This window comes from Mucilaginibacter gilvus, assembly GCF_004054195.1.
GTDB lineage: Bacteria > Bacteroidota > Bacteroidia > Sphingobacteriales > Sphingobacteriaceae > Mucilaginibacter > Mucilaginibacter gilvus.
This window is the reverse complement of record NZ_SBIW01000002.1, coordinates 165,614-189,262: the sequence shown is the minus strand read 5'-3', so window position 1 is coordinate 189,262 and position 23,649 is coordinate 165,614. Positions and strand designations below refer to the sequence as shown.

The window sequence follows — 23,649 nt, the reverse complement described above, 5'->3', positions numbered from 1 at the left end:
CTAACAGCGATAAAGGACAACCTTTGATAGAACAGGGCGCAGCCGAGAGTTTCTTTTGGTTACTTTTCTTTGCGGAAAACAAAGTAACATTCACAGGCTTAGCATAGATCTTTATCTGCTCCTAATGAGCACTAATCCCCACAGGCCACCCACAAAAAAACCCGCAGCCAATCGGCGCGGGTTTTTTTGTATAAGAATAATATTATTTATTAATATGGATATGCTTTACCAGGGTGCGATGCTTTCCATGCACGGCGGCGTTCCAGCCAGGCTGCATGTCGTTTTTTTTGCTGGCGTCTGCGGGCTTCGTTACCAATAATGTAACCGCCGCCGGCACCAATTGCACCGCCTATAACGGCACCACCAACATTGTGCCCAATTAAAGCACCGGCTACGGCACCACCGGCACCACCTATTATAGCACCTTTACCTTGTTGACTTATGCCTTTTTTTTCCTGAGCAGCTGCACTAAAATTTAACGATGTTGTTAATGCCATTGCAAGGCCGCCATATATGAGTATCTTTTTCATAGTGATAGTATCTAAATATGTTTTGTTTAATACAAATAGTGAGCCATATTGCTAACTATACTATAGAGTGCTTAAATCGGCAATGGTTTAATATTTTATTTCAGAAAATTAGTAATCGCGTTAGAAAACTGTATAGTTTTCCCTGCACTGTTATGGTCGCCGGGTACGGCGGCCATGATCGCGGTAGGGATGAGTTTCTTCAGATCTGCAACGTCACCATTGGTTTTATCCTCGGTGCCGTCTATCAGTAAAACAGGGATCTTTACTTTGGACAGCTCGGCGGGGCTGGTGCTTGGCTGATGTTTTTGCTGTAGGGCAAGCGCCACTTTATCAAAAGGGTTTTTATTTATCCATACCATCATATCATCCACATCATGCAGCGTGGTATCGCCTTCTAAGGCTTTCCAGGCGTGTATGCGTCGCTTCCAGTTGGGGTTGGTGTAATCTGCCCCCATGCCGCCCATTACGGCCTTGTGCACGCGCTTATCCAGCACCATCACCCGCGAGGTAATAATAGAGCCGCGCGAGTAGCCCACCACATTGTATTTTTTGATGCCGAGGCTGGTTACCAGCCCCATCAAATCTTTTGCTTCTGCATCGTTATTGTAGCCGGCATCGGTATGCGGTTTGTCCGAGTGGCCGTTGCCCCGCATATCCAGTATAATCACTTTATAGCCTTCTTTTAGCAGGTCGCCGTAAAGGAGGCCGTTTTTCCAGCCTTGGGCGGTACCTGTAAAACCATGCAGCATCACCACAGGGAAACCTTCGCCTTTTACCTCGTAGTAAATTTTAGTACCGTCGAACGAGGTGTAATAAGCGCCTTCGGCAGGTGTTTGGGCATAAGTTTTTATGCCGAAGCTGCACGCAAGGCAAAGGGTAAAAAAGCAGATTAATTTTTTCATGATGATTGATTTTTAAACAAACATGTTCAGTATAAGTACGCCGCCCAGCCCAATAAGGGCTACCAGCGTTTCCATTATCGTCCACGATAGAAAGGTGTTTTTAATCGACAAATTAAAATACTCTTTAAACAGCCAGAAGCCCCCATCGTTAACGTGTGAGCAAGCCAGGCTGCCTGCGCCAATAGATAGCACCATTAAATTAGGGTTGATGGAAGGGTCTTTTACAACCATGGTAGATACGATGCCGGCAGCCGTAAGCCCCGCCACCGTTGCCGAACCCAGGCTGATGCGAATAATGGCCGCCAGCAGCCAGCCCAGTAATAGCGGCTGCATGTGCGAACTTTGCAGCAGGCTGGTGATTTCGTTATTTACGCCACTATCAACCAATACCTGTTTAAAAGCGCCCGCGCCGGCTATGATGAGCAATATCATGGAGATATCTTTTACGGCATCGGTATATATCCCGCCCAAAGCGGCCATAGTTTTCTTTTGCCTTAGGCCCAGTGTAAAGGTGGCTACCAAAAGCGATATCAGCATTACAATAGGCGCATCACCTAAAAAGGTAATGATATCATGCACCCTGCCCGGCGTTTTATTGCTATTGAGGTAAAACGTACTCGCCATTAGTAAAATAACAGGCAGCAGGGCGGTTAAAAAGCTGGTAGCAGCACCCGGGAGCTTATCTGCCGGCATATCCTCCGAACGGAAAGTATCCAGCGGTGCCGAGGGCATTTTTTTGAGGGTTTGTGCAAATACCGGGCCTGCCAAAATTATAGCAGGGATGGCCAGCGCCAGGCCGTAAAGCAGCGTAGTGCCCATATTGGCATGAAACATACCCACCAGGGTGGTAGGCGAAGGATGCGGAGGCAAAAAGCCATGCGTAACCGATAATGCCGAAAGCATGGGTAACCCTATATAAACCGCAGGCAGTTTATACTTATAAACTACCGAAAATATCAGCGGCACCATCAGCACAAAGCCGGTATTGTAAAAAAGCGGTATGCCTATAATAAACCCAACAGCAACCAGCGCAAGCTGAATATACTTAACACCAAAAAGGTTAACCAGCACCTCGGCAATTTTTTGGGCCGCGCCGCTTGTAGCCACCAGTTTACCCAGCATGGCGCCCAGGCAAATAATAATGGCCAACGGCCCCAGCGTATCGCCAAGTCCTTTTTGCACCGATGCGGTAATTTTGGTTAAAGGGATGCCCAGGAGGAGCCCGGCGGTAATAGATACCATCAGGAATGCCAAAAAAGGATTTACTTTGGCCCAGCTAACCAGCAGGATAAGCAGCACGATGCAAATGAGTATAACCAGCATTGTTGTAAATTCAGGTGTGTATAAAGGGGTGCATCTAAAGTAATAACATTTATGTAATTTGACAGGTGCCGCTGTTATTTTGATGCGATAAAATATGGTATCTTCACCTATTATGAAGAAAATATTGATCACTGCCGGCTTCGTAGCATCGTTTGCTTTGGGCTGGGCTTTTAATTCGGTAAAGCAAAACAGCGCGATGAAAAAGGTAACCGGCATTGGCGGCATCTTCTTCAAATGTAAAGACCCTAAAAAACAGCGCGATTGGTACAGCAAAAATCTCGGTTTAAATACCGATAAGTACGGTACCGTATTTGCCTGGCACCAGGGGGCCGACAGTACCAAAAATGGCTATACCCAATGGAGCCCGTTCTCTGAGAAAACCAAATACTTTGAGCCATCCACCAAAGAGTTTATGATCAACTACCGGGTGGCGAACCTGGAAGAACTGGTAAAGCAGCTGCGGGCCGATAGCGTTACCATAACCGATAAAATGGAAGTGGTGAGCTACGGCAAGTTCATTCACATAATGGACCCCGAAGGGAATAAAATAGAACTGTGGGAACCCAACGATGTGGAGTATGGCAAAATTCCCGGTAGCATTACCAAATAGGCTGTAAACAAAAATAATATACTCCTCTCGCGTCATGCTGAACTTGTTTCAGTACCCCACAAGACAGGTAACCACTATGCAGGCTACTACGCTTTAAAAACCTTGCAGATGAGGTGCCGAAAAAATTTCGGCATGACGGTGGCAGGGAATGCGCGAAGCATCAGGTCTCAAAAATCGCGCTAAAATTTTACTTTGCCCCGTCAATTTTCTGCCTTTTGTTACCGTTCTTTACAGCAATGACAAAACAGCGTTACTTTACCCTCATCATTGTACTGGGTTCGCTTACGGCTTTGGGGCCGTTTTCTATTGATATGTACCTGCCCGGTTTCCCGGCCATTGCCAAATCGTTGCATACCACTACCGAAAACGTAGCGCTGTCCTTATCCAGTTTCTTTATCGGCATCTCGGCCGGGCAACTGTTGTACGGCCCGCTGTTAGATAGGTTTGGCCGCAAGCGACCGCTGTATTTCGGGCTATCGCTTTATATCATCGCATCCATCGGCTGCTATTTTTCGGGCAGTATTCAAACGCTTATCATCATGCGGTTTATACAAGCCATTGGTAGCTGCGCGGCTGCTGTGGCGTCTATGGCCATGGTGCGAGATCTGTTCCCGGTTAAGGATAGCGCTAAAGTATTTGCCCTGCTGATATTGGTCTTGGGCGCTTCGCCACTGATCGCGCCAACCGTGGGTGGCTATGTTACCGAAGCATTTGGATGGCAGCTGATATTTATCATTTTGGCCGTAATATCGGTTTTGATAAGCCTCGCCGTAATTTTTGTATTGCCAGAAAGCTACCCGCCAGATCCATCATACTCGCTGGCCCCGGGGCCAATTATCAATAGCTTTTTAACGGTGCTGAAAACGCCGCAGTTTTACACTTATGCTTTTTGCGGCGCGCTGGCCTTTTCGGGGTTATTCGCTTATATCTCGGCATCGCCAATTGTATTTATGGAAGTATTTAAGGTAAGCGCAAAAACCTACGGCTGGATCTTCGCCATCCTCTCCATAGGTTTCATTGGCTCCAGCCAGGTGAACAGTTTTTTGGTGAAAAAGTATAAAAGCGAGCAAATTGTAAAAACCGTTTTAATGGTAATGGTGGGCATAGCGGTTGTGTTTTTAACCGGCTCGTTACAAGGCTGGCTTGGGCTGGTTGGTACCATCGTCATGATCTTCGGTATTTTATGCTGCGTGGGCCTCATAAGTCCCAATACCTCTGCCCTGGCGCTGGCACCTTTTGAAAAGAACGCTGGTACGGCATCTTCCCTGCTGGGTGCATCGCAAATGGCCATCGGCTCTATGGTATCGGTAGGGGTAAGTTTATTTAAATCAAAATCCGCGGTGCCCATGGCCGCTATCATCATCGTATCGAGTGCAATGGCATTGGTGCTGTTGTTCATTGGCACGCGTTTTATTAAAACTAAGGTAGCAGCTAAACAAGGTGGGGGCGTTGCAGCGCATTAAGTAAAAGCCTTCCTGTTTTATTAGGTGATACTTGCCGAGTCAAAGTCTTAACCTTCTTTGCGCAGCAGAGAGGGTCGAACAGTGTAGCGCATTCGGGGTGAGTCCACTCGCCGAGCGATATCGCAACGATTTTCGCTGCCGCGAGATTAGCGTGGCGTATCTCGTGGTATGGCACAAGGTCAGCTTTCAGCTGACGGAAGCAGGATGCTACCGCCACTCAAAACCTCGCCACTACTCCTTTACCGCTGTCACCTTCGAGCCATCTTCGCCAAGCGTTTCAAAAATAATTTTCTTGTCCGTAAGTTCGGTTACCGAGAAGGGGAAATCGCGGGTTTTGCGGTCGCCCAGGTCCTCTTTGTATTTAATATCCATACTGGCTATTGTGAATTTACCATGCGATAATACCTTGCCGCCCCAATAGATCTGCAGCGTGTTATCTTTATTAAAAACAATGGCGGGTTTCTGCTCGGCAATGTCAAAACGGGTTACACTATCGCTGGGCGAAGCCGGTTTCTCTACCCGGGTATAATTCCATCTGCCGTAAAGCCTTTCCGGCGATAGTCCGGGTTTACAGGCGGTAACAAAGGCGGGTAGCAGAACTACGGCGATGATGTATTTTTTCATGATTGGCAGATGATTTTTCAAATTTATTCTAATCCGTTTGGATAAAAGAAAAAAGTGCTTAGATTTATAACTGTAATTTATACATTTATTAATTATAAACCAATTATGAAGAAGTACGTACTTTTGCTGCTGTTAGCGGCACCGGTGGTTGCCTGTGCGCAAAGCAGCGGCAGCATCACCATCACCAACGATTCTAAGGCTATCATCAGCAAACACATTTACGGGCAATTTGCCGAACACCTGGGCCGTGGTATATACGATGGTTTTTGGGTGGATAAGAACCTGCCCGTAAAAAAGCAGAACCGGATACGGCTGGATCTGGTTGCTGCCCTGAAGAAAATTAAGATCCCCAACCTGCGCTGGCCCGGCGGCTGCTTTGCAGATGAATACCACTGGCGCGACGGTATTGGCCCCAGCGCGCAGCGTCCCCGCATGGTAAACAGCAACTGGGGCGGCGTTACCGAAGATAACAGCTTTGGCACCCACGAATTTTTGGAACTTGCCAAACTGCTGGATACAGAGCCCTACATAGCCGGTAACGTGGGGAGCGGCACGGTAGATGAAATGAGCAAGTGGATAGAATACCTTAACTCTAACAGCACCAGCACCGTAGTGCAACAGCGCAAGGCAAACGGCCACCCCGAACCCTACAAGGTTGCCTTTTGGGGCGTAGGTAACGAGAACTGGGGCTGCGGCGGTAACATGACGGCCGAATACTATGCCAACGAGTTTAAACGTTACGCCTCTTTCGCTAAGGATTACCCGGGCGCAAAGCTTAAAAAAATTGCCAGCGGTGCCAACTCCGATGACTACAACTGGACCGAAACCATCATGAAAAATGTGCCTAACAATATGATGTGGGGCGTATCTATGCATTACTACACCATCCCTACAGGTAGCTGGGGTAAAAAGGGCTCGGCAACCAGCTTTAGCGAGGCGGAGTACTTTAACACCATGGTTAATTGCATGCGAATGGATGAGATAGTGAGCAAGCACTCTGCCATTATGGATAAGTACGACCCGCAGAAAAAAGTAGGGCTGGTAGTGGATGAGTGGGGGATATGGACCGACCCTGAACCGGGCACCAACCCTGGCTTTTTATACCAGCAAAACAGCCTGCGCGACGCGCTGATAGCCGGTACCACCTTAAATATTTTCAATAACCACTGCGATAGGGTGAAAATGGCCGAGCTGGCCCAAACCATCAATGTGCTGCAGGCGCTTATCCTTACCCAAAAAGAGAAAATGATACTAACGCCTACCTACCATATTTTTGATATGTACCAGGTACACCAGGATGCCAAATACCTCAACATAAAACTTAATTCGCCGGATTATGAGGTGGATGGCAAAAAGCTACCGGCTGTAAATGCTTCTGCTTCGCAGGATGCAACCGGCAAGATCCATATCTCGCTGGTGAATTTAGATCTGCATAACACCGTCACCATTAGCACGGCCCTTAAAAACATCAACTGGAGCACCGTAAAAGGGACCATCCTCACATCGGCCAATATTACGGATGTGAACACCTTTGAACAGCCAAAGAAACTGCAGCTGCAAAACTTCACCGGCGCCAAAAAAGATGGTGATAAACTGGTTGTGGCTATTCCTTCAAAATCGGTAGTGACGCTGGAACTGAATTAATAAAAATACTCGAACGGGCGGCCGCTCGAGTCAATATTGTCCTCTAAATCAACACAGTTGAACAATTAGTTATCCTCGCTAATTGTTCAACTGTTGTTATTTTTGCTCAATTTGTGCACACAATTTTGAACAGCGTACCCGCAAATACTCCCCAAATATTTGCCTTAAACGACAAACTGCTACTGGTAGTTTAAAATACACTCTTATCGGGAATAAAACAGTGTGTGGCATCTTCATTGCAATACCGCGTAGAAATACGTGGGAAAAAGCAATAGCTTTTCCTTTTAAATTATCACAGGTAAGGGCTTAATCCTTTAGAGTACTGTTTAAACCTTCTTATGATCGCTGGTGTAAAAAAAATCCCCCTGCTCCGTTACGGCCTTATTGTTTTGCTTATTGTGGTGCTCTTTGGTAGTGCTTTTTACTTATATCTTCATTATAACAAAGCCGAGAAGATTCGCAGCAGTTTTCAGCAAATGATAAACGCCCGCGAAAATTCTACGCTGATAGATAGCTGTATAGTAGAACTGTACAGCGCCGATAACAGCAGCCGCATGTACGCGCTCACCTCCAAAAAAGCCTATTTTACCCAGTTTAGCACACAAATAAAAAACGTACACAATATTATTGATACCATAAACCGTAACAATAAAAGCACGGCAAGCCTTGCCCAGGATGCAGAACTGGGCAACCTTATCAGCCAAAAATCATTAAAAACGGATAGCTATATAAAGCTGATGACGCTTACCGATAGCCTGCTAAAATCGGCAAGGAAATTAAATCGGGCGCTAAAAGATGCGGATAACAAATACCTGCAGCAACCGGTTGTTAGCCGCGTAATAACTGAGGTACATATAGATACGATAAAACCTCTGCCAAAGTTAGTTGCAACGCCTGCCACCCAAAAGAATTTTTTTAAAAGGCTGTTTGGCAAAAAACAAAAGGCAGCAGAAGCTAAACTGCCGCCTTTATTAGTGCAGCGCACTACCGATACCACCATCACCACCATGACACCCACCCCCAAAGTGGCGCGCGTGTACAATAACTATTACAGCAAACTTTACGAGGCCAACAATAAGCTCCGCAAAAACGAACTCGAAATGCTGGAGATCAACAACCGCCTCATCAGCCAGATCATCGGGAGTCTGAAAAAATATAAAGTTGCCGAGCAGCAGTATATCGCGGCCAGTAAAACCGAGGTGAAAAGCAACTTGTCAACCGTATTGTACGAGTTTAAACGCCTCTCGGGGCTGATGTTCCTGATACTTACTGTTGTTGTGGTGGTTATCCTCTACAACATCTGGAAGATATTTAAGAACGAAAAAGAAATGGTGGTGTATACCGAGATGGCCGAAAATTACGCGCACTCTAAGAGTCGGTTTATGGCCAACATGAGCCACGAGATTCGCACGCCGCTAAACTCTATCATCGGCTTTTCGGAACAGCTTACGCAGAGCGAACTCACCGAAACGCAGGCGGAGCAAACCAGTGCCATCCGTAGCTCGTCAAAAATGCTGCTCGATGTGGTGAACGAGATCCTCGATTTCAGCAAGTACGAAACCGGGAAGATGAACTTTGAGGTAGCACCATTTAAACCTTATGAGGCCATTACCGATATAGCCACCAGTATGCAGGTACAGGCCGGTAAAAAAGGAATAGAACTGAACTACCAGCTGGATTTTGGCAGTGAGCTTTGTATGCAGGGCGACTACTTCCGCCTGAAGCAGGTGGTGATGAACCTGCTGAGCAATGCCATTAAATTCACGCCGCGTGGCTCGGTGTTTATTAATTCCTTTATTACCGATGGCAGGCAACCCGGCTTTAAGGTACTCAACGTACACATCCGCGATACGGGCTTGGGGATTGATAAAGAACACCTGCCCTTTATCTTCGATGAGTTTTCGCAGGTTAGCTCGGCGCAAAAAACCACCACTACGCAGGGTACAGGGCTTGGCCTGGCCATCGTTAAAAAAATAGTTGAATTGCAGGGCGGCAGTATAAAGGTTACCAGCAAGGTAGGCACCGGTTCGATATTTAGCTTTAAACTGCCGATGGAAGTTATCGGTGCGGAAGCTTGCCAGGAGCAGGAAGCTGTTATCGAAACAAACCCGCGCAAACTGGTTGCCGGCAAGCATGTGTTGGTGGCCGAGGATAATAAGCTGAACGTATTGCTGGTGAGCACCATCCTCAAAAAATGGAACATCACCTTTGATGTGGCCTATGATGGCAGGGAAGCACTTCAACTTTTTGAAGATCACCCTTACGATATTATTCTTACCGATATAGAGATGCCCGAGATGGGTGGGATAGAATTTTCGCAGTTGGTAAGGGCCAATGGAAATCCCCAAAAGGCATCGTTGCCCATATTGGCCCTAACAGCTAATGTGCTTAAAGAAGACAGGGATAAATACCTTGCCGTGGGGATGACAGGCGTAGTGCTTAAACCATTCTCTGAACGGAACCTGATAGATAGCATCGCCGCGGCATTGCCCAACCGCAATATGCTGGTTAGTAGTTAAGACTTCTTTTCGGCAGCCTTTGCCATTTTAGATTCCGCTTTTTTCACCTCGTCCTTTTCACTTAAAGGGCCATCTGTTTTAAGATCTTTTTCTTTTGATGCAGAGGGCTTAACTGCGCCGCTGCTTTTTCCGGTTGATTTTTCTGTTGACATGTAATGGGAGATTGTTTGCAGAATAACTTTCGGCAGGGGAAAAGGTTTACAAATTTAATGAAAGAAGCGTAGCGTAAGATTTAAAATCCCTCTCTGGGGAGGGCGTGCGTGGGCCTCGCGCGCAAATGCGTGGAGGGGTTTATCCGTCATACTCGTTACTGCAAAGTTCAGTAAACCCCTACCTCCTCCTTTCCACATGGAAGGAATCGCACATCCCCGCGCTTTGTTTTTTCAGAACAGCAATGGTGTCATCACTAACTCCATAAAAACACAAAGCCGGTTCAGGACAACTGAACCGGCTTTTATATAAAAAATGTTTTGATCCCTATTTCTTCAGCTGCTTTAGCTCGGTTTTCAACTCCTGCACCTGCTGCTGGGCCTGGCGGTTTTCGAGGTAGAAGTAAATGGCGCAGCCCAAAAAAATCTTACCCAAAACAAATACCGCAGCTAAAACCCATTTCCAGTTCTTATGAACCTTCATGTGGTTAGATTCCGACTCTACCGCTATAAAGTGCGGGCTATTATCGGTTTTAAAGTTGTGGTAATTGTTGTCCCTGGCATCAGTTGTAAACTGCTTGGGGTCGTATTCCCCGCGGAGGACGAGCTCATCTATGGTGTTTGATATCTTATCCCAGGTACCCGCAGGCGGCATCACTGCCATGTGTTGGGCAATATGCTCCATATCCAGCTCCAACTGTTGCAATGCGAAGTTTACCTCGGGATACTTGGCCTTCATGTACATCAGTTCCTTTACCTCGGTATCGGTAGCAGAACCTGTTACATAGGCTTCTAAAATGCCGCTATCTATGTACTGTAGCTGTATCATTACGTTGCTTCCTGATGATGATGAATGACTCCTTTAATATACGTTTTATTTCTTCCTCCGGTTTGCTTAGTTGGGCTGCAAGCCCCGTGGTTGTTTTCCCATGGTAATGTACGCCGCAAAACACCATTTGTTGCTCTGCCGACATCAGATCAATAAATTTATTACCGATGATAACCAAATCTTTCAGTTTCCCGTCCGCATCGGCGCATTCATCTGCCGCTCTTGAAAACGAGGTCAGTTTTTTTCGTGCCATCATTTGCAGCTGGGAAAAAGTATTAACGCCCGGTTTTGATATGGCCTGTATATCGCTAAACTGCAATTCGTTAAAAATATCTACGAGGTATTGCTCGGCAACGACTTTGTTTTTTAGTGCCTCAAACAAATAGCCCAACAGCATATTTGCATAGCTGTTATACAAACTTTGTTTAGTTTGCGCGGCAGAGGGCAATGAAGCTTCGGTATTGGTTAACTTCGGTTTCAAAATTGGTAAATAATTACGTTGGGGTCGGTCAAATCAAAAATACAGTATAAACGTATTTTTAGCGAATAAAAATACATAATAAATACAAGCCCCAGTTAAAAAAATTTCTTCAAATATGGTTTTTTTACCATCTCTCGCCATCCCTACAATATGTAATTGTTAAATTTAGTTAAATGCCGGGTTCCTGGCATTTATGGAAGCCAAATTTGCTACTTTTAAAACATGCACACCTATACCAGGTACTTCTTATTGTTCGCGTTTTGCCTTGCCGGCCCGGTAGCATTTGCACAGGGTATTTTTAACGGGAAGGTATTTGAGTACAAAACCCGCATCGGGCTTGCCAATATTTGGATAGAGAACTTACGCAATAAGCAAAACACCCTGTCGGATAAAACGGGCAAATTTTCGCTCCCCGCTAAACCGGGCGATCTGGTTTTATTTAAAGGCTTTTCTTACAAAAACGATACCGTGCTGGTAACCAGCTTAAACAGTGCCGAAATTTTTTTACAAAGCCAGAAAATAGAGCTTAAGCAGGTAAATATCTCAACAACCGAATTGGCAAAAAAGTTCAAAGACTACGATCAGGAGTACCACGGCCAGCCCATGGTTTACCACCGAGACCGCGAGGGCAACTTAGACGGCGGCATCAATATACGGATACATTACTGGAAAAAGGGCGAGCACGACAAGGCGAAACTGGATAAAAAGCTACGCGATTTTGAAACCATGGACCATATCCATGGACTATTCACGCCGGAAACTATTGGCAAATTTGTACCGCTAAAGGGCGATGAGATGGATAATTTTATCAGCCTGTATACCCCCAGCGTAAAAGTGTTTACCAGTAACGATTTTAATATGGTGGCGTATCTTAGCGAGAGCTACAAAAAGTACCAGGCACTACCCGTGGAGAAGCGCCATCCGCAGCCTATTGGTAATTAAAATTAAGCCTTAAGGATAGAGATGCCGGTGCCCAGCGCCACTACATCTTCTACTGCACCGGCTATTTGGTCTTTCACAAACGGAAGTTTATCCGCTGCCTTGCGTAAATAAAAACTGGCAAAGGTAGCCGCCAATGCCGATGCGCCACCAAGCAAGATCCCATCAATAACACTGAGCTTATTTGCTTTAAATATCGTGGCACCCACAAAAGCGCCCGATGCAACGCGGGCCAGTAGCTGAGCGGGGATGATGCGGTTTGGGCCGCCGGGGATTTTATCGCCGGTGATCTCGGCAACGGAAAGCAGCTTGGTAATCATAGCCGTAACCGGCATTTGTATAAAGCGTAACGCGGAATGCGATATAGCCGGGTTTGGGTGGTTGCTTAAATAATGGCTGGCAACCATTGGTGCCATGGTGGCCCGCATACCTGCAACAGCGCCCAGCCCCACTGTTTGCAATATTACGTTACTTGTTTTCATGCTGGTACAACACGCTGGGTGGAGGATGGTTTGGATTAAAATACAAACCGAAGTCCCGGCCTAATTAAACGACGCTCTAAACTCCAGCGGCGAGAGGTTGGTTTTGGTTTTAAATAGCTTGCTGAACGATTGCGGATGCTCAAACCCCAAACCGTAGGCAATTTCACTTACCGATAAGGCGGTGGTTGATAGTTTTTCCTTCGCCTTTTCTATCAGCGCGTTATGAATGTGCTGCTGTGTGCTTTGGCCGGTTAGCGTTTTAAGTAATCCGCTTAAATAGCCCGGCGATACATTCAAAGCATCGGCAACGTAAGCAACGGTTGGCAGGCCTTGCATAGCTAAAGTATCGTTTTTAAAATAGTGGGCAAGGATGCTCTCCAACCGGTCCAGCACCTGGTGGTTGGCTATTTTGCGGGTAATGAACTGCCGGTGGTAAAAGCGGTCGGAATAGTTGAGCAATAACTCCACCTGGGCGATGATGATATCCTGGCTGAATTTATCGATGTTGGAATGATACTCCTGCTGAATATTCTGCATAATACCCGCTATAATCGTCTCCTCTTTTTCGGAAAGGAACAGCGCCTCGTTCACCGAATAATCAAAATACTCGTACTGTTTAATGTTTTTGGCCAGGGGCGTGTTCCATAAAAAGTCGGGATGGAAGAGGAGCATCCATCCCGACTGCTTTAATGTGGTGACCACTTCTACCTCCAGCCTTAAAACCTGCCCGGGGGCCATAAAAAACATGGTGCCTTCGTCAAAATCATATTCCTGCTGGCCATATTTCATTTTGATGTTGAAATTCCTTTTCAGCGCGATGGAGTAAAAATCCTTCACCATGCTCATCTCCCCACTGGGCAGCTCATTCACATCCTCTAAATTTATTACGCTTACCAACGGGTGTTCCGGCTTGGGCAGTCCCCTAAAATGGTGAAATTCGCTGATCGTTTTAACTCTTAACGGTTGTGTGCCTGCCATACTACAATATACTTATTATTACTGCTGATTGTTCATCGCCGCCGCAAATTCTTTGGCGTAATCTGCCAGTTTTACCTCACCCATCACTGCCGGCCTGTTGCGGAAGTAGTCTTCAGATAACAGCCCCGTATGCAGGCTGCCGAACATCTCCACCAAGCCTGCTGCAATACGCGGATTCATGCCTGTTTTTAGTAAAGCATCCAGCGCTTCTTCGCTGCTGATCAGGTCCCAGCGCAAATCCGGCTTACCCATAGCTTCGCCTAAAATACTCGCGCTTTCGGCTCCTGTAAGTTCTTCGCTGGCTACGTAACGGATCTTTCTGCCATTGCCCGTTGCAACTATTTCTTCGGCCACCGCGGCTGCAATATCTGCCGGCGAAACCCAGGGGATAATATCACCCGCACCGTAGTTGGTCACTATTCGGTTCTCGGTTTTGATGGTATGCGCATAGGCAAATAAGTTGTAATAGAACGATGTTGGGCGAATATGCGTAATGCTTACGTCTGCCGGTAATTCGTTAATGATGCCCTCCACATCGTGTGCGCCAGTTAGTATGCCCGAGCCTTTTTCCAGGTGGGCGCCAATGGTGCTTAAATTAACCACATGCTTTACGCCTGCTTGTTTAATGGCGGCGGCATAGTTGCTGCCCAGTCTGCGGTAGTAGGCCAACAGGTCGAGGCTATGGTCGAAATAATTTGCCGGCGGAACCATGGTATAAACGGCATCCGCACCGGTAAAAGTTGCTTTCAGGAACTCCACATCCTCCAATGAACCAATGGCCGCTGCAGCCCCAAGAGTCTCAATCTCGGACTGTTTTTCGGCCTTGCTGCTAATAACTGTAACCGCGTGCCCTTTTTGTACTAACTCCTTTGTAAGCGGCGCACTAATGTGCCCCAGCGAACCTGTAAGAATGATCTTCATGCTGATATGTTTTGATGTTGATACAAAGGTGGGGAGTAACGGGCAGGCAGATGTAGCCGAATCTGCTGAGGTTGTAGCCGAAAAAAGTTGGAGAGTAGCGTGGCGGTGAAACCCCTCCCTGCCTTTGCGCTCCCTTCGACAAGCTCAGGACAGCCGCACCCCTCCCCAGGGAGGGAATTAGAAAAACGCGAGAGTAGTGTATTGAACACATGATGGGCTGCGGAACGAAACCAACGAAGCCCCTCCTAAATCGGCCTTGTCCTGTTCGGCAACCACTGGCAGTGCTAAAGCTCTTCCTTTTATAGAACAGGGCGCAGCCGGGAGTTTTCTTTTGGTTACTTTTCTTTAGCGGAAAAAGAAAAGTAACATCCACAGGCTTAGTTAAAACTACTGCCTTTCCTAACAAAGAACTGATAGGCGATAGGCTATCCGGGAGATTGCTTTGTGCCTCGCAAAAACTAACATTGAGAAGCATGGCAGCAAAACCCCTCCCTGCCTTTGCGCTCCCTTCGACAAGCTCAGGGTGACAGCGGCACCCCTCCCCAAGGAGGGATTTAGAAAAAACGGCACAAAAAAAGCGATGAGTTGTAAAACTCATCGCTTTCAATATCATAAGCAAAATAGCCTTATATCTTCCCCTTCAAACTATCCTGTTTAGCTTTTTCCTTTTTCTTGAAAAAGCCTTTTAGTAAAAAGTTGTGCTGTACGGCTTCCAGGTCATCATTTAGTTTGATGGAACTTTGCTGCAGGGTATTGATGGTGCTTTGCACTTTTTTGGCGCCTACAGGGTCGTTTAGTAAAACACCCAAAATGTTATCGGTACTGTTGAGCTTGTTGCTGGCTTTGTTCAGGTTATCGGTAAGGATAGTGGCGTTATTGGCCGCTTCCTTTAGTTTGGCAACAGATTCCTGGATGCGGGCGTAGGCTACGGTATCCGTTAATAATTTATCGGCAAAGCCACCCTTGGTGTTCATTTTTGCGCCGAAGGTGTTTAGCTCGGCTGCCATTTTTGATGCGGTTGCGGTGGTGGTTTGCAGGTTGCGCATGGCGGCGCGTAATTGCATGGCCATGGTGCTATCGGCTAATAATGCGCCAACGGTACCTTTACCGGCCAGTATCTGATGGCCAAGGGTTTTAAAATCGGTAGTGATGGCCAGCAGGTTTTCGTTGTTCTTCTGCAGGGTGGCCATAATATCATCGGTAGAAAGCAGTTTGGCTGCCTGCAGTACGTCGCCATCCTGCACAATTGGGGCCTGCGGACTTCCGCCATCAATCACAATGATCTTGTTACCTATCAAACCATCGCTGCTGATATGCGCCAGGGCGTTGCGGTGTATGTACTGCTGTGTGGCGGCATCAATGGCCATATCCACATCTACCTGGGCGCCGCCGGTAAACTTTACAGCTTTAATGGTGCCGACTTTTACCCCTGAGAACCAAACGTTGTTCCCCTTTTTTAGGCCCGCAACATCGCTGAATATCGCGCTTATCTTGATGCTTTTTACAAAGCTTTTATTCTGGCCACCCAGTGTAAGTATGCCTATTACAAATACCGCTACGCCAAGCAGCACGAATATGCCTACTATAATTGATTTCTTGTTTTCTGCTGCATCCATTTTGCTATGGTGTATATTTTATTCTGTAAAATTATAATCGTAAAAAGGTTTTACCCTTACATCGTCGGTTTTAAAAACTTCCTCAAAAGTGCCCACCCGCTGAAACTGCCCGTCTAACAACATAGCTACCCGGTCGCCGGTTTGTTTGGCGCAGGTTAAATCGTGCGTAATGATGATGGATGAGGTATTGTAATTTTTCTGTACCTCGTTAATCAGGTCATTTATTTCGATGCAGGTGATGGGGTCCAAACCGGCGGTTGGCTCATCATACATCATAATTTCTGGGTTGAGAATGAGCGTGCGGGCAATACCAATACGCTTGCGCTGCCCGCCAGAAAGTTCCGATGGCATCTGGTTAATGGTTTGCGAAAGGCCAACGGCATCCAAAACACTTTCCACATTTTTATCTATCTCCGCCTTGGTAATACCCTTACGGTTACGCACCAGCGGGAACTCCAAGTTTTTACGCACTGTCATACTATCGTATAAAGCACTGTTCTGAAAAGAAAAGCCGATACGGATGCGCAAGGCTTCCAATTCGCGCTGGCTGATGGCGGCCACATCGTTGCCCAAAACTTCAATGCTGCCCGCATCGGGGCGCAACAGGCCGGAGATCAATTTGATCAATACCGATTTACCCGTGCCCGAGCGGCCAAGCACCACCAGGTTTTCGCCCTGGTAAAGGTCCAGGTCTATCCCACGCAGTACGTCATAATCGCCGAAGGATTTCTCCAGTCCGCGAATTTTAACCACTTCGTTGCTCGTATCGATTTTTGCCTTTTGTTTTTGCATATTGCTATTAGCGGAACCAGCCGGCTATTTGTACAATTAAAACTTCTTCAATAAATACCAAAAACATAGCGGTTACAACAGCGCCGTTAGCGGCTTTGCCCACGCCTTCGGTACCCTTGTCGGCATTAAAGCCCTGGTAACAGCCTACAATACCAATAGTGAAGCCAAAAACAATGGCTTTGGATAATGATGCCCAAAAATCTACAAAGGTGAGTGGATCAAAAGCCTGCTCCATAAAGGTAGTATAGGTAGTGCCCTCGTTAGCGCTTACGTTTAGATAGCCGCCCAATAAAGCGATAAAAGCAACATACGTAGATAACAAGGGTATAGTAATGGTGGTAGCAATAACGCGTGTACACACTAAAAACTTAAAAGGTTTGGTGCCCGATACTTCCATGGCGTCTATCTGCTCGGTAACCCGCATGGAGCCTAATTCGGCACCGATGCTGCTGCCTACCTTGCCGGCGGCAATAAGCGCGGTAACCAAGGGAGCCAGCGCCTTCATAATAGCTATGGATACCAGTGATGGCAGCCATGAAGTTGCGCCGAAGCCTGTTAAAGATGGACGACTTTGCTTGGTGAAGATAACGCCCACAATAAAACCGGTTAGCGTGATGAGGGTAAACGAGCGCACGCCAGTTTCGTAGCATTGGCGCACAATTTCTTTGAGGTCGTAAGGCGGCATTAAAACTTCCTTAAAAAAGCGGAGCACAAAAGCATACACTCTATACAGCATCAGGAAGAAATCGCTAACACTATCCTTAGCCCTGGAAAGGCGGGATGGCATTGGCCTTGTTGTACTTTTTATGGTATTCATTTAAGCGGACAAAGGTATAACTAATACAAGATATAGAATAGGTAAGGGCGCAAAATGTTTTAACGGGGGAGTGATTATTACACATGATAGACTATTCAAATGCAAGCCTATAGCCAGCGGTTGTAACCGGGTGTAAATTTGAAATAAAAGAACAACATCTGCAAGGGTGAATTTTGCGTTTGGAATGGTCGGAGATCTGCAGCTATTCGTGTCAATGAGGGCAGAGTGCCAGGCAATATAAAGTCCAAAAAAATGATTCAAAAAAGTGCGAAAAGGCGCGAAATATGCCGAAAAAAGCGCTAAAAAGTGTAAAAACACGGAAGTTTTCGACAGTAAAAAGCAACTTTTCGCCCAAAAACCCATGTTTTTAGGCGATATAGAGGAATCTTTCATACCTAATTTGGTGGTAATTTTTAGTGATTTTGAGATAATATAATATTATTGTGTTAAATTCGTATTATACTTTGATTGTAAACCGCAACCCTAATTAGCCATGTCAAATAACGTAATGCGTGAGATAACCCCGCTCACACCAAGCGATTGTTTTACCATTTTTAGCCGGGTGAAAGCCAAGTTTGATTTTCCCCTGCATTACCACGAGGAGTATGAGTTGAACCTCATTATCAACGCTAAGGGTGCTAAACGGGTAGTTGGCGGCAGTATTGAAGTGATAGATGAGCTGGAGCTGGTGCTTATAGGCCCAAACCTTTACCACGCCTGGTTTACACACCAGGCTAAAAGCGAGGCCATTACCGAGGTGACCATTCAGTTTCATAAGGACCTGTTCGACGATAAATTCCTCCGCCGCAACCAGCTTAGCTTTGTAAAAGCCATGCTGGACAGGGCCCAGCGCGGCATCGCTTTCCCACCCGAAACTATAATGGCTATTAAGGACAGGCTGCAATCGCTGGATAAGAAAAATGGCTTCGATTCGGTGCTGGAGCTGCTCAGTATCCTGCACGATCTTTCTATCAGCCGCAATATGAAGGCTTTATCTGATGCCAGTTTCACCAACGAAAAATTCAACTACAACAGCCGCCGCATAGAAAAGGTGTTCGAATACATGAACGTGAACTACAATAAGCAGGTAACCCTTGCCGAAGTTGCCAAAATAGCCAACATGCCCGATGCCTCTTTTAGTCGCTTTATTAAAAAACGCACCGGCAAAACCTTCATCGATAGCTTGAACGAGATCCGGCTCGGCCATGCCTCCCGCATGTTGATAGAAAGCACCACTACCGTTGCCGAAATAGCCTATAAATGCGGTTTTAATAATATCTCCAACTTCAACCGCATCTTCAAGCGCAAAAAACTCTGCATCCCAAAAGAGTTCAGGGAAACATATACGGGTAACCGCGTATTTATATAGGCTGATTTGAAAATTTGGTGATTTGAAGATTTGAAAATGCGGTGAAACAGCCGGTGCTTTTGGGTTTGGCTGTCATGTTATATCAATACTTGGTTAAAATAGTATTATAGTTGGGTGGTATAACCATCTAATTTTGTGGTTAACCAGTTATAATTATACTTTCCATAAAAAAAATAGACCAAAAATCACCTAAATGAGATTGTCCCTGATAGATATTTCCATCATTGTATTGTACCTCCTCAGTACCATTTTTATTGGGCTTTGGTACCGTAAAAAGGCCCGCGAAAACAAGGATAGCTATATGCTGGGCGGTAAATCGCTGCCCTGGTATAAGCTTGGCCTGAGCGATGCATCGGATATGTTTGATATCAGCGGCACCATGTGGATGGTGAGCCTGTGCTTTGTTTACGGGATGAAAAGTATCTGGATCCCATGGCTTTGGCCGGTATTTAACCAGGTTTTTTTGATGATGTACCTCTCGCGTTGGCTGCGCCGTTCCAACGCCACCACCGGCGCCGAATGGCTGGCAACCCGGTTTGGTAAAACAGGAGCAGGCGTAACCAGCTCACACTTAGTGGTTATCGCTTTCGCACTGTTAAGCTGCCTTGGCTTTATGGCTTACGGCTTTATCGGGTTGGGTAAATTTATCGAGATATTTATCCCCTGGGACCTCATCAAAGGCTATGTGCCGTTTGATGTTGCGCCACAGTATGTGCCTCACGTTTACGGTATTATCTTTACGCTGTTTGCCATGTTCTACTCCATTTTGGGTGGAATGCACAGCATCGTAACCGGCGATATGGTAAAATACGGCATCATGACGGTTGCCTGTATCTGGATAGGCATTATTGCAGCAGAACAAATTGCCAGCCATAAATTAAATGTTCCAAATGGCTGGTACACACCGTTTTTTAGTAAACACCTGGGGCTGGATTGGTCGAACGTGATTAAAGAAGTGAACTTGAAGATCAAGAGCGACGGCTACTCGCTGTTCGCCTATTTCTTTATGATGATGACCTTTAAAGGCTTTTTTGCTGCCCTGGCGGGCCCCGCGCCAAACTACGATATGCAAAAGATATTGAGCACCCGTTCGCCGGAGGAAGCCAGTAAAATGAACGGTTTTGTAAGCGTTATTTTATTACCTATCCGCTATACGCTTATCATCAGTCTAACCGCATTAGGTCTTATCTATTACCACCAAATGAACCTGGCCGATGGCGCAGGAGGTATAGATTTTGAGCGCATTTTGCCTGCGGTTATCAATAACTTTTTACCTGTAGGGCTGGTAGGTTTGCTGCTTGCCGGATTGCTGGGGGCCTTTATGAGCACCTTTAGCGGTACCATGAATGCGGCGCAGGCTTATATTGTTAACGATATCTACATTAAATACGTAAACCCGGAAGCTTCTACTAAAAAGATAATCGGCATGAATTACCTGGTGGGCGTGGTAGTGGTAGCTTTAGGTGTTTTCCTTGGCTTTTTTGTGAAGGATATCAACAGCGTATTGCAATGGATCGTATCTGCGCTTTATGGCGGCTACATTGCCGCCAACGTGCTTAAATGGCATTGGTGGCGCTTTAATGCCAATGGCTTTTTCTGGGGGATGCTTACCGGTATTTTGGCCGCCATGGCATCTTCAGTGCTGGTTACTTATGGCTATATTGCTGAAGGGCAGCTGCTTTACTTTTTTCCGGTGTTGTTCCTGTTCTCGCTGGCGGGCTCCATCATCGGCTCTTATGCAGCGCCCGCTACAGATATGGCGGTGCTGCAATCCTTTTACACCAATGTACGCCCCTGGGGTTTTTGGGAACCGGTAAAAAAGCTGGCCCTTAAAAACAACCCGTCCTTTCAGCCTAACAAAAACTTCAAATTAAATATGTTCAACGTGGTAATAGGTACCATAGCCCAATGCTGCTTAACCATACTGCCCATGTACCTGGTGCTGGGGCAAAAATCGCCATTGCTGGTTACCATAGCCATTTTGGCGGTGATGATGCTGATCCTCAAGAAAACCTGGTGGAATAAACTAAAAGAATATTAATACATTATATGATCCCTACCTTTAAAAACAGGCTGGCGCAGCTGCAAACTGCATACCAGCAACTGATAGATACGCCAAACGAGATCGACGGACCGGGCAACGGCATTTTCGACCGGTATAAAAACCCGGTGCTAACCGCCGCGCACGCCCCCATTAACTGGAAATACGACCTTAACCCCGAGACCAATCCTTACCTTATGGAACGTTTCGGCATCAACGCGGCGTTTAACGCCGGTGCCATTAAATTCAACGATAAGTACCTGATGGTGGTGAGGGTAGAAGGTGCCGACCGTAAATCCTTCTTCGCGGTAGCAGAAAGCCCTAACGGAACCAGTGATTTTACTTTTTGGGATAACCCGGTTACCATGCCCGAAACAGAGGAACCCGATACTAACCTGTACGATATGCGCTTAACCGCGCACGAAGACGGCTGGATCTACGGCCTTTTTTGCACCGAAAGGCGCGACCCGGCTGCCCCGGCACACGACCAAAGTATGGCCATAGCAGCCAGTGGCATAGCCCGCACAAAAGACCTGCTGGTATGGGAACGCCTTGCCGACCTGAAAACCAACTCGCCCCAGCAACGCAACGTGGTATTGCACCCCGAGTTTGTGGATGGCAAATACGCGCTATACACCCGCCCGCAAGATGGTTTCATCAGCGCCGGTAAAGGCGGCGGGATAGGCTTTGGGTTTTGCGATAGCATGAAAAATGCTGTAGTGGACGAAGAAGCCATTATAGATAACAAACAATACCATACCGTTTACGAGGCCAAGAACGGGCAGGGGCCAACCCCTATAAAAACCGAAAAAGGCTGGCTGCATCTGGCACACGGCGTGCGTAACACCGCTGCAGGTCTGCGTTATACCTTGTATATGTTTATGACGGATCTGAACGATCTGACAAAGGTTTTATACAAACCAGCAGGCTATTTTTTGGCTCCCGAAGGTGCCGAACGTATTGGCGATGTAAGCAACGTGGCTTTCTGCAACGGCTGGATAAAAGACGAGGATGGCAGCGTGTTTATTTACTATGCATCGTCGGATACGCGGATGCATGTGGCAACTACCACGGTGGATAAATTGCTGGATTACGTGATAAACACCCCGGCGGATGGCCTGCGCTCGGCTGCTTCGGTAATTACGCTGAATACCATCATCAACAATAATAAAAGCCTTAAAGAACTGGTTTAATAAGGATGAGCGAGATACTTAACGCGTATAAGGCAGAGGTAAGCGAAGAACTGGAGAACATCCTGAACTACTGGGTGGATAACACCATCGACGAAGCCGATCGCGGGTTTTTCGGTAAAATAGATAACGATAATAAGGTTATCCCCGGTTCACCAAAGGGTTCGGTGCTGAACGCGAGGATCTTGTGGAGTTTCTCTGCAGCATATAATCAAACTTATAACGCGCTTTATTTGGGCGTGGCTACCATCGCTTACTTGTATATCATCGATCATTTTATTGATGATGTGCACGGCGGTGTTTACTGGACGGTTGACCACCAAGGCAAGCCCTTAGATACTAAAAAGCAGGTTTACGCGTCTGCTTTTACCATTTACGCGCTTAGCGAATACTATAAGGCAACCAGCGACGAAGCCGTATTGGTCGAGGCGAAAAAGCTCTATTATCTGTTAGTAGAGAAAAGTTACGATGCCGAAAATACCGGCTACCTGGAAGCCTTTACCCGCCAATGGGCACCCATTGCCGACCTGCGCCTGAGCGCCAAAGATGCCAACGAGAAAAAGAGCATGAACACCCACCTCCACGTACTGGAGGCCTATACCACGCTTTACACCATTTGGCCTGATGAGGGTTTGAAGACGCAGATAGATACCCTGCTGCATAACTTTACAGAGCACATCATCGATAGTAAAACAAAACACCTCGTGTTGTTTTTTGATGAGGAATGGAACGCCAAATCTGACACGGTTTCTTATGGGCACGATATAGAGGCAACCTGGCTTTTGCTGGAGGCTGCCGAAGCTATCCATCATGAGGAATTGATAGAAAAAGTAAAGGGCATCTGCATTGAAATCTCCGAAGTAACCCTCGAAGGATTGGATAAGGACGGCGGGTTGTGGTACGAATACGAGCCATCAGCCGATCATCTGGTAAAAGAAAAACACTGGTGGCCGCAGGCTGAGGCAATGGTTGGCTTTTACAATACCTACCAAATCACCGGCGACGAAAAATGGTTGAAACTGTCCATCGGAAGTTGGGGATTTGTAAAGCAACACATCCTCGATCACGAGAACGGCGAATGGTTTTGGGGCATCTACGCCGATGGCAGCGTAATGGCTACCGAAGATAAAGCCGGCATCTGGAAATGCCCATATCATAATAGCAGGGCTTGTTTGGAAGTGATGAGGAGGATTAGTCTGAACCGGGATTAAGCAGATTCATACGATTTAGGGATTTTTTCTATAATGCTGCCGCGGGTTTTCAACCCGTGGTTTGCACAAGGTCAGCTTTCAGCTGACGCAAGCTGGAAGCTTGCCCAATACCCGCCACGGGATACGCTGCGCTCGCGGCAGCGGGGGATAGCATTCTGTTAATTCTCAAATTCTGTGAATTCTGATTCAGACAAACTTTTCTCCTCCTTCATCTGTTCC

22 protein-coding genes are annotated in these 23,649 nt (G+C 46.6%); 9 read left to right on the top strand and 13 right to left on the bottom strand.

Annotated elements, in window-relative coordinates; genetic code table 11:
- Positions 1–209: 209 nt before the first annotated feature.
- From EPL05_RS04095 to EPL05_RS04085, 3 genes are all read right to left on the bottom strand, one after another.
- Positions 210–530 (bottom strand): YMGG-like glycine zipper-containing protein, encoded by a 321-nt coding sequence (locus tag EPL05_RS04095; RefSeq protein WP_128532368.1) that lies wholly within the window; start codon positions 528–530, stop codon positions 210–212.
- A gap of 95 nt (positions 531–625) precedes the next feature.
- Positions 626–1,432 carry an alpha/beta fold hydrolase gene (locus tag EPL05_RS04090; protein WP_128532366.1) on the bottom strand — a complete coding sequence of 269 codons (807 nt, stop codon included), beginning with the start codon at positions 1,430–1,432 and terminating at the stop codon, positions 626–628.
- A 12-nt stretch (positions 1,433–1,444) separates the two neighbouring features.
- Entirely contained in the window at positions 1,445–2,755 is a 1,311-nt protein-coding gene (locus EPL05_RS04085) for a gluconate:H+ symporter (RefSeq protein ID WP_128532364.1), read from the bottom strand.
- 112 nt (positions 2,756–2,867) lie between these two features.
- Here EPL05_RS04085 and EPL05_RS04080 point away from each other — a divergent pair, with 112 nt between their 5' ends.
- Both EPL05_RS04080 and EPL05_RS04075 read left to right on the top strand, forming a co-directional pair.
- Complete coding sequence (locus EPL05_RS04080; RefSeq protein WP_208394672.1) at positions 2,868–3,365, top strand: VOC family protein; 498 nt, start codon at positions 2,868–2,870, stop codon at positions 3,363–3,365.
- Between the two features lie 236 nt (positions 3,366–3,601).
- Entirely contained in the window at positions 3,602–4,828 is a 1,227-nt protein-coding gene (locus tag EPL05_RS04075) for a multidrug effflux MFS transporter (protein ID WP_128532362.1), read from the top strand.
- Between the two features lie 231 nt (positions 4,829–5,059).
- Here the strand turns inward: EPL05_RS04075 and EPL05_RS04070 are convergent, their stop codons facing one another.
- Positions 5,060–5,452, bottom strand: a complete 393-nt coding sequence (locus tag EPL05_RS04070) for a hypothetical protein (protein ID WP_128532360.1) — start codon at positions 5,450–5,452, stop codon at positions 5,060–5,062.
- 105 nt (positions 5,453–5,557) lie between these two features.
- Between EPL05_RS04070 and EPL05_RS04065 the strand changes: the two genes are divergently transcribed.
- On the top strand, positions 5,558–7,096 hold the full coding sequence (locus EPL05_RS04065; protein ID WP_128532358.1) for an alpha-N-arabinofuranosidase: 1,539 nt from the start codon (positions 5,558–5,560) through the stop codon (positions 7,094–7,096).
- Positions 7,097–7,434: 338 nt separating this feature from the next.
- Positions 7,435–9,615, top strand: a complete 2,181-nt coding sequence (locus EPL05_RS04060; protein ID WP_128532357.1) for an ATP-binding protein — start codon at positions 7,435–7,437, stop codon at positions 9,613–9,615.
- On the opposite strand, the gene EPL05_RS23875 is transcribed toward EPL05_RS04060, so the two are convergent.
- From EPL05_RS23875 to EPL05_RS04050, 3 genes are all read right to left on the bottom strand, one after another.
- A complete protein-coding gene (locus EPL05_RS23875; RefSeq protein WP_166727624.1) occupies positions 9,612–9,767 on the bottom strand; it encodes a hypothetical protein in 156 nt (51 codons plus the stop codon). The genes EPL05_RS04060 and EPL05_RS23875 overlap by 4 nt on opposite strands.
- Positions 9,768–10,092: 325 nt before the next feature.
- Positions 10,093–10,593 carry a hypothetical protein gene (locus EPL05_RS04055; RefSeq protein ID WP_128532355.1) on the bottom strand — a complete coding sequence of 167 codons (501 nt, stop codon included), beginning with the start codon at positions 10,591–10,593 and terminating at the stop codon, positions 10,093–10,095.
- Positions 10,568–11,074: a hypothetical protein gene (locus EPL05_RS04050; protein WP_128532354.1), complete on the bottom strand. Its 507-nt coding sequence runs from the start codon at positions 11,072–11,074 to the stop codon at positions 10,568–10,570. Before EPL05_RS04050 ends, EPL05_RS04055 begins: the two co-directional genes overlap by 26 nt.
- A gap of 222 nt (positions 11,075–11,296) precedes the next feature.
- On the opposite strand from EPL05_RS04050, the gene EPL05_RS04045 reads away from it, so the two are divergent.
- Positions 11,297–12,016, top strand: coding sequence for a hypothetical protein (locus EPL05_RS04045; protein ID WP_128532352.1), 720 nt, complete (start codon positions 11,297–11,299; stop codon positions 12,014–12,016).
- 2 nt (positions 12,017–12,018) lie between these two features.
- Here the strand turns inward: EPL05_RS04045 and EPL05_RS04040 are convergent, their stop codons facing one another.
- From EPL05_RS04040 to EPL05_RS04015, 6 genes are all read right to left on the bottom strand, one after another.
- Positions 12,019–12,495: a DUF4126 family protein gene (locus EPL05_RS04040; protein WP_128532350.1), complete on the bottom strand. Its 477-nt coding sequence runs from the start codon at positions 12,493–12,495 to the stop codon at positions 12,019–12,021.
- A gap of 60 nt (positions 12,496–12,555) precedes the next feature.
- Positions 12,556–13,473, bottom strand: coding sequence for a helix-turn-helix domain-containing protein (locus EPL05_RS04035; RefSeq protein ID WP_128532348.1), 918 nt, complete (start codon positions 13,471–13,473; stop codon positions 12,556–12,558).
- 18 nt (positions 13,474–13,491) lie between these two features.
- Positions 13,492–14,394, bottom strand: coding sequence for an NmrA family NAD(P)-binding protein (locus tag EPL05_RS04030; protein ID WP_128532346.1), 903 nt, complete (start codon positions 14,392–14,394; stop codon positions 13,492–13,494).
- A gap of 626 nt (positions 14,395–15,020) precedes the next feature.
- Positions 15,021–16,010, bottom strand: coding sequence for an MlaD family protein (locus EPL05_RS04025; protein ID WP_128532344.1), 990 nt, complete (start codon positions 16,008–16,010; stop codon positions 15,021–15,023).
- Positions 16,011–16,028: 18 nt separating this feature from the next.
- Entirely contained in the window at positions 16,029–16,802 is a 774-nt protein-coding gene (locus EPL05_RS04020) for an ABC transporter ATP-binding protein (protein ID WP_128532342.1), read from the bottom strand.
- Positions 16,803–16,809: 7 nt separating this feature from the next.
- Positions 16,810–17,538 (bottom strand): MlaE family ABC transporter permease, encoded by a 729-nt coding sequence (locus EPL05_RS04015; RefSeq protein ID WP_243837227.1) that lies wholly within the window; start codon positions 17,536–17,538, stop codon positions 16,810–16,812.
- A gap of 574 nt (positions 17,539–18,112) precedes the next feature.
- Between EPL05_RS04015 and EPL05_RS04010 the strand changes: the two genes are divergently transcribed.
- From EPL05_RS04010 to EPL05_RS03995, 4 genes are all read left to right on the top strand, one after another.
- Positions 18,113–18,988 (top strand): AraC family transcriptional regulator, encoded by an 876-nt coding sequence (locus tag EPL05_RS04010; protein WP_128532340.1) that lies wholly within the window; start codon positions 18,113–18,115, stop codon positions 18,986–18,988.
- Between the two features lie 193 nt (positions 18,989–19,181).
- Positions 19,182–21,029 carry a sodium:solute symporter family protein gene (locus tag EPL05_RS04005; RefSeq protein ID WP_128532338.1) on the top strand — a complete coding sequence of 616 codons (1,848 nt, stop codon included), beginning with the start codon at positions 19,182–19,184 and terminating at the stop codon, positions 21,027–21,029.
- 8 nt (positions 21,030–21,037) lie between these two features.
- Complete coding sequence (locus EPL05_RS04000) at positions 21,038–22,222, top strand: glycoside hydrolase family 130 protein (protein ID WP_128532336.1); 1,185 nt, start codon at positions 21,038–21,040, stop codon at positions 22,220–22,222.
- A 5-nt stretch (positions 22,223–22,227) separates the two neighbouring features.
- On the top strand, positions 22,228–23,430 hold the full coding sequence (locus EPL05_RS03995) for an AGE family epimerase/isomerase (protein ID WP_128532335.1): 1,203 nt from the start codon (positions 22,228–22,230) through the stop codon (positions 23,428–23,430).
- Positions 23,431–23,649: the final 219 nt, after the last annotated feature.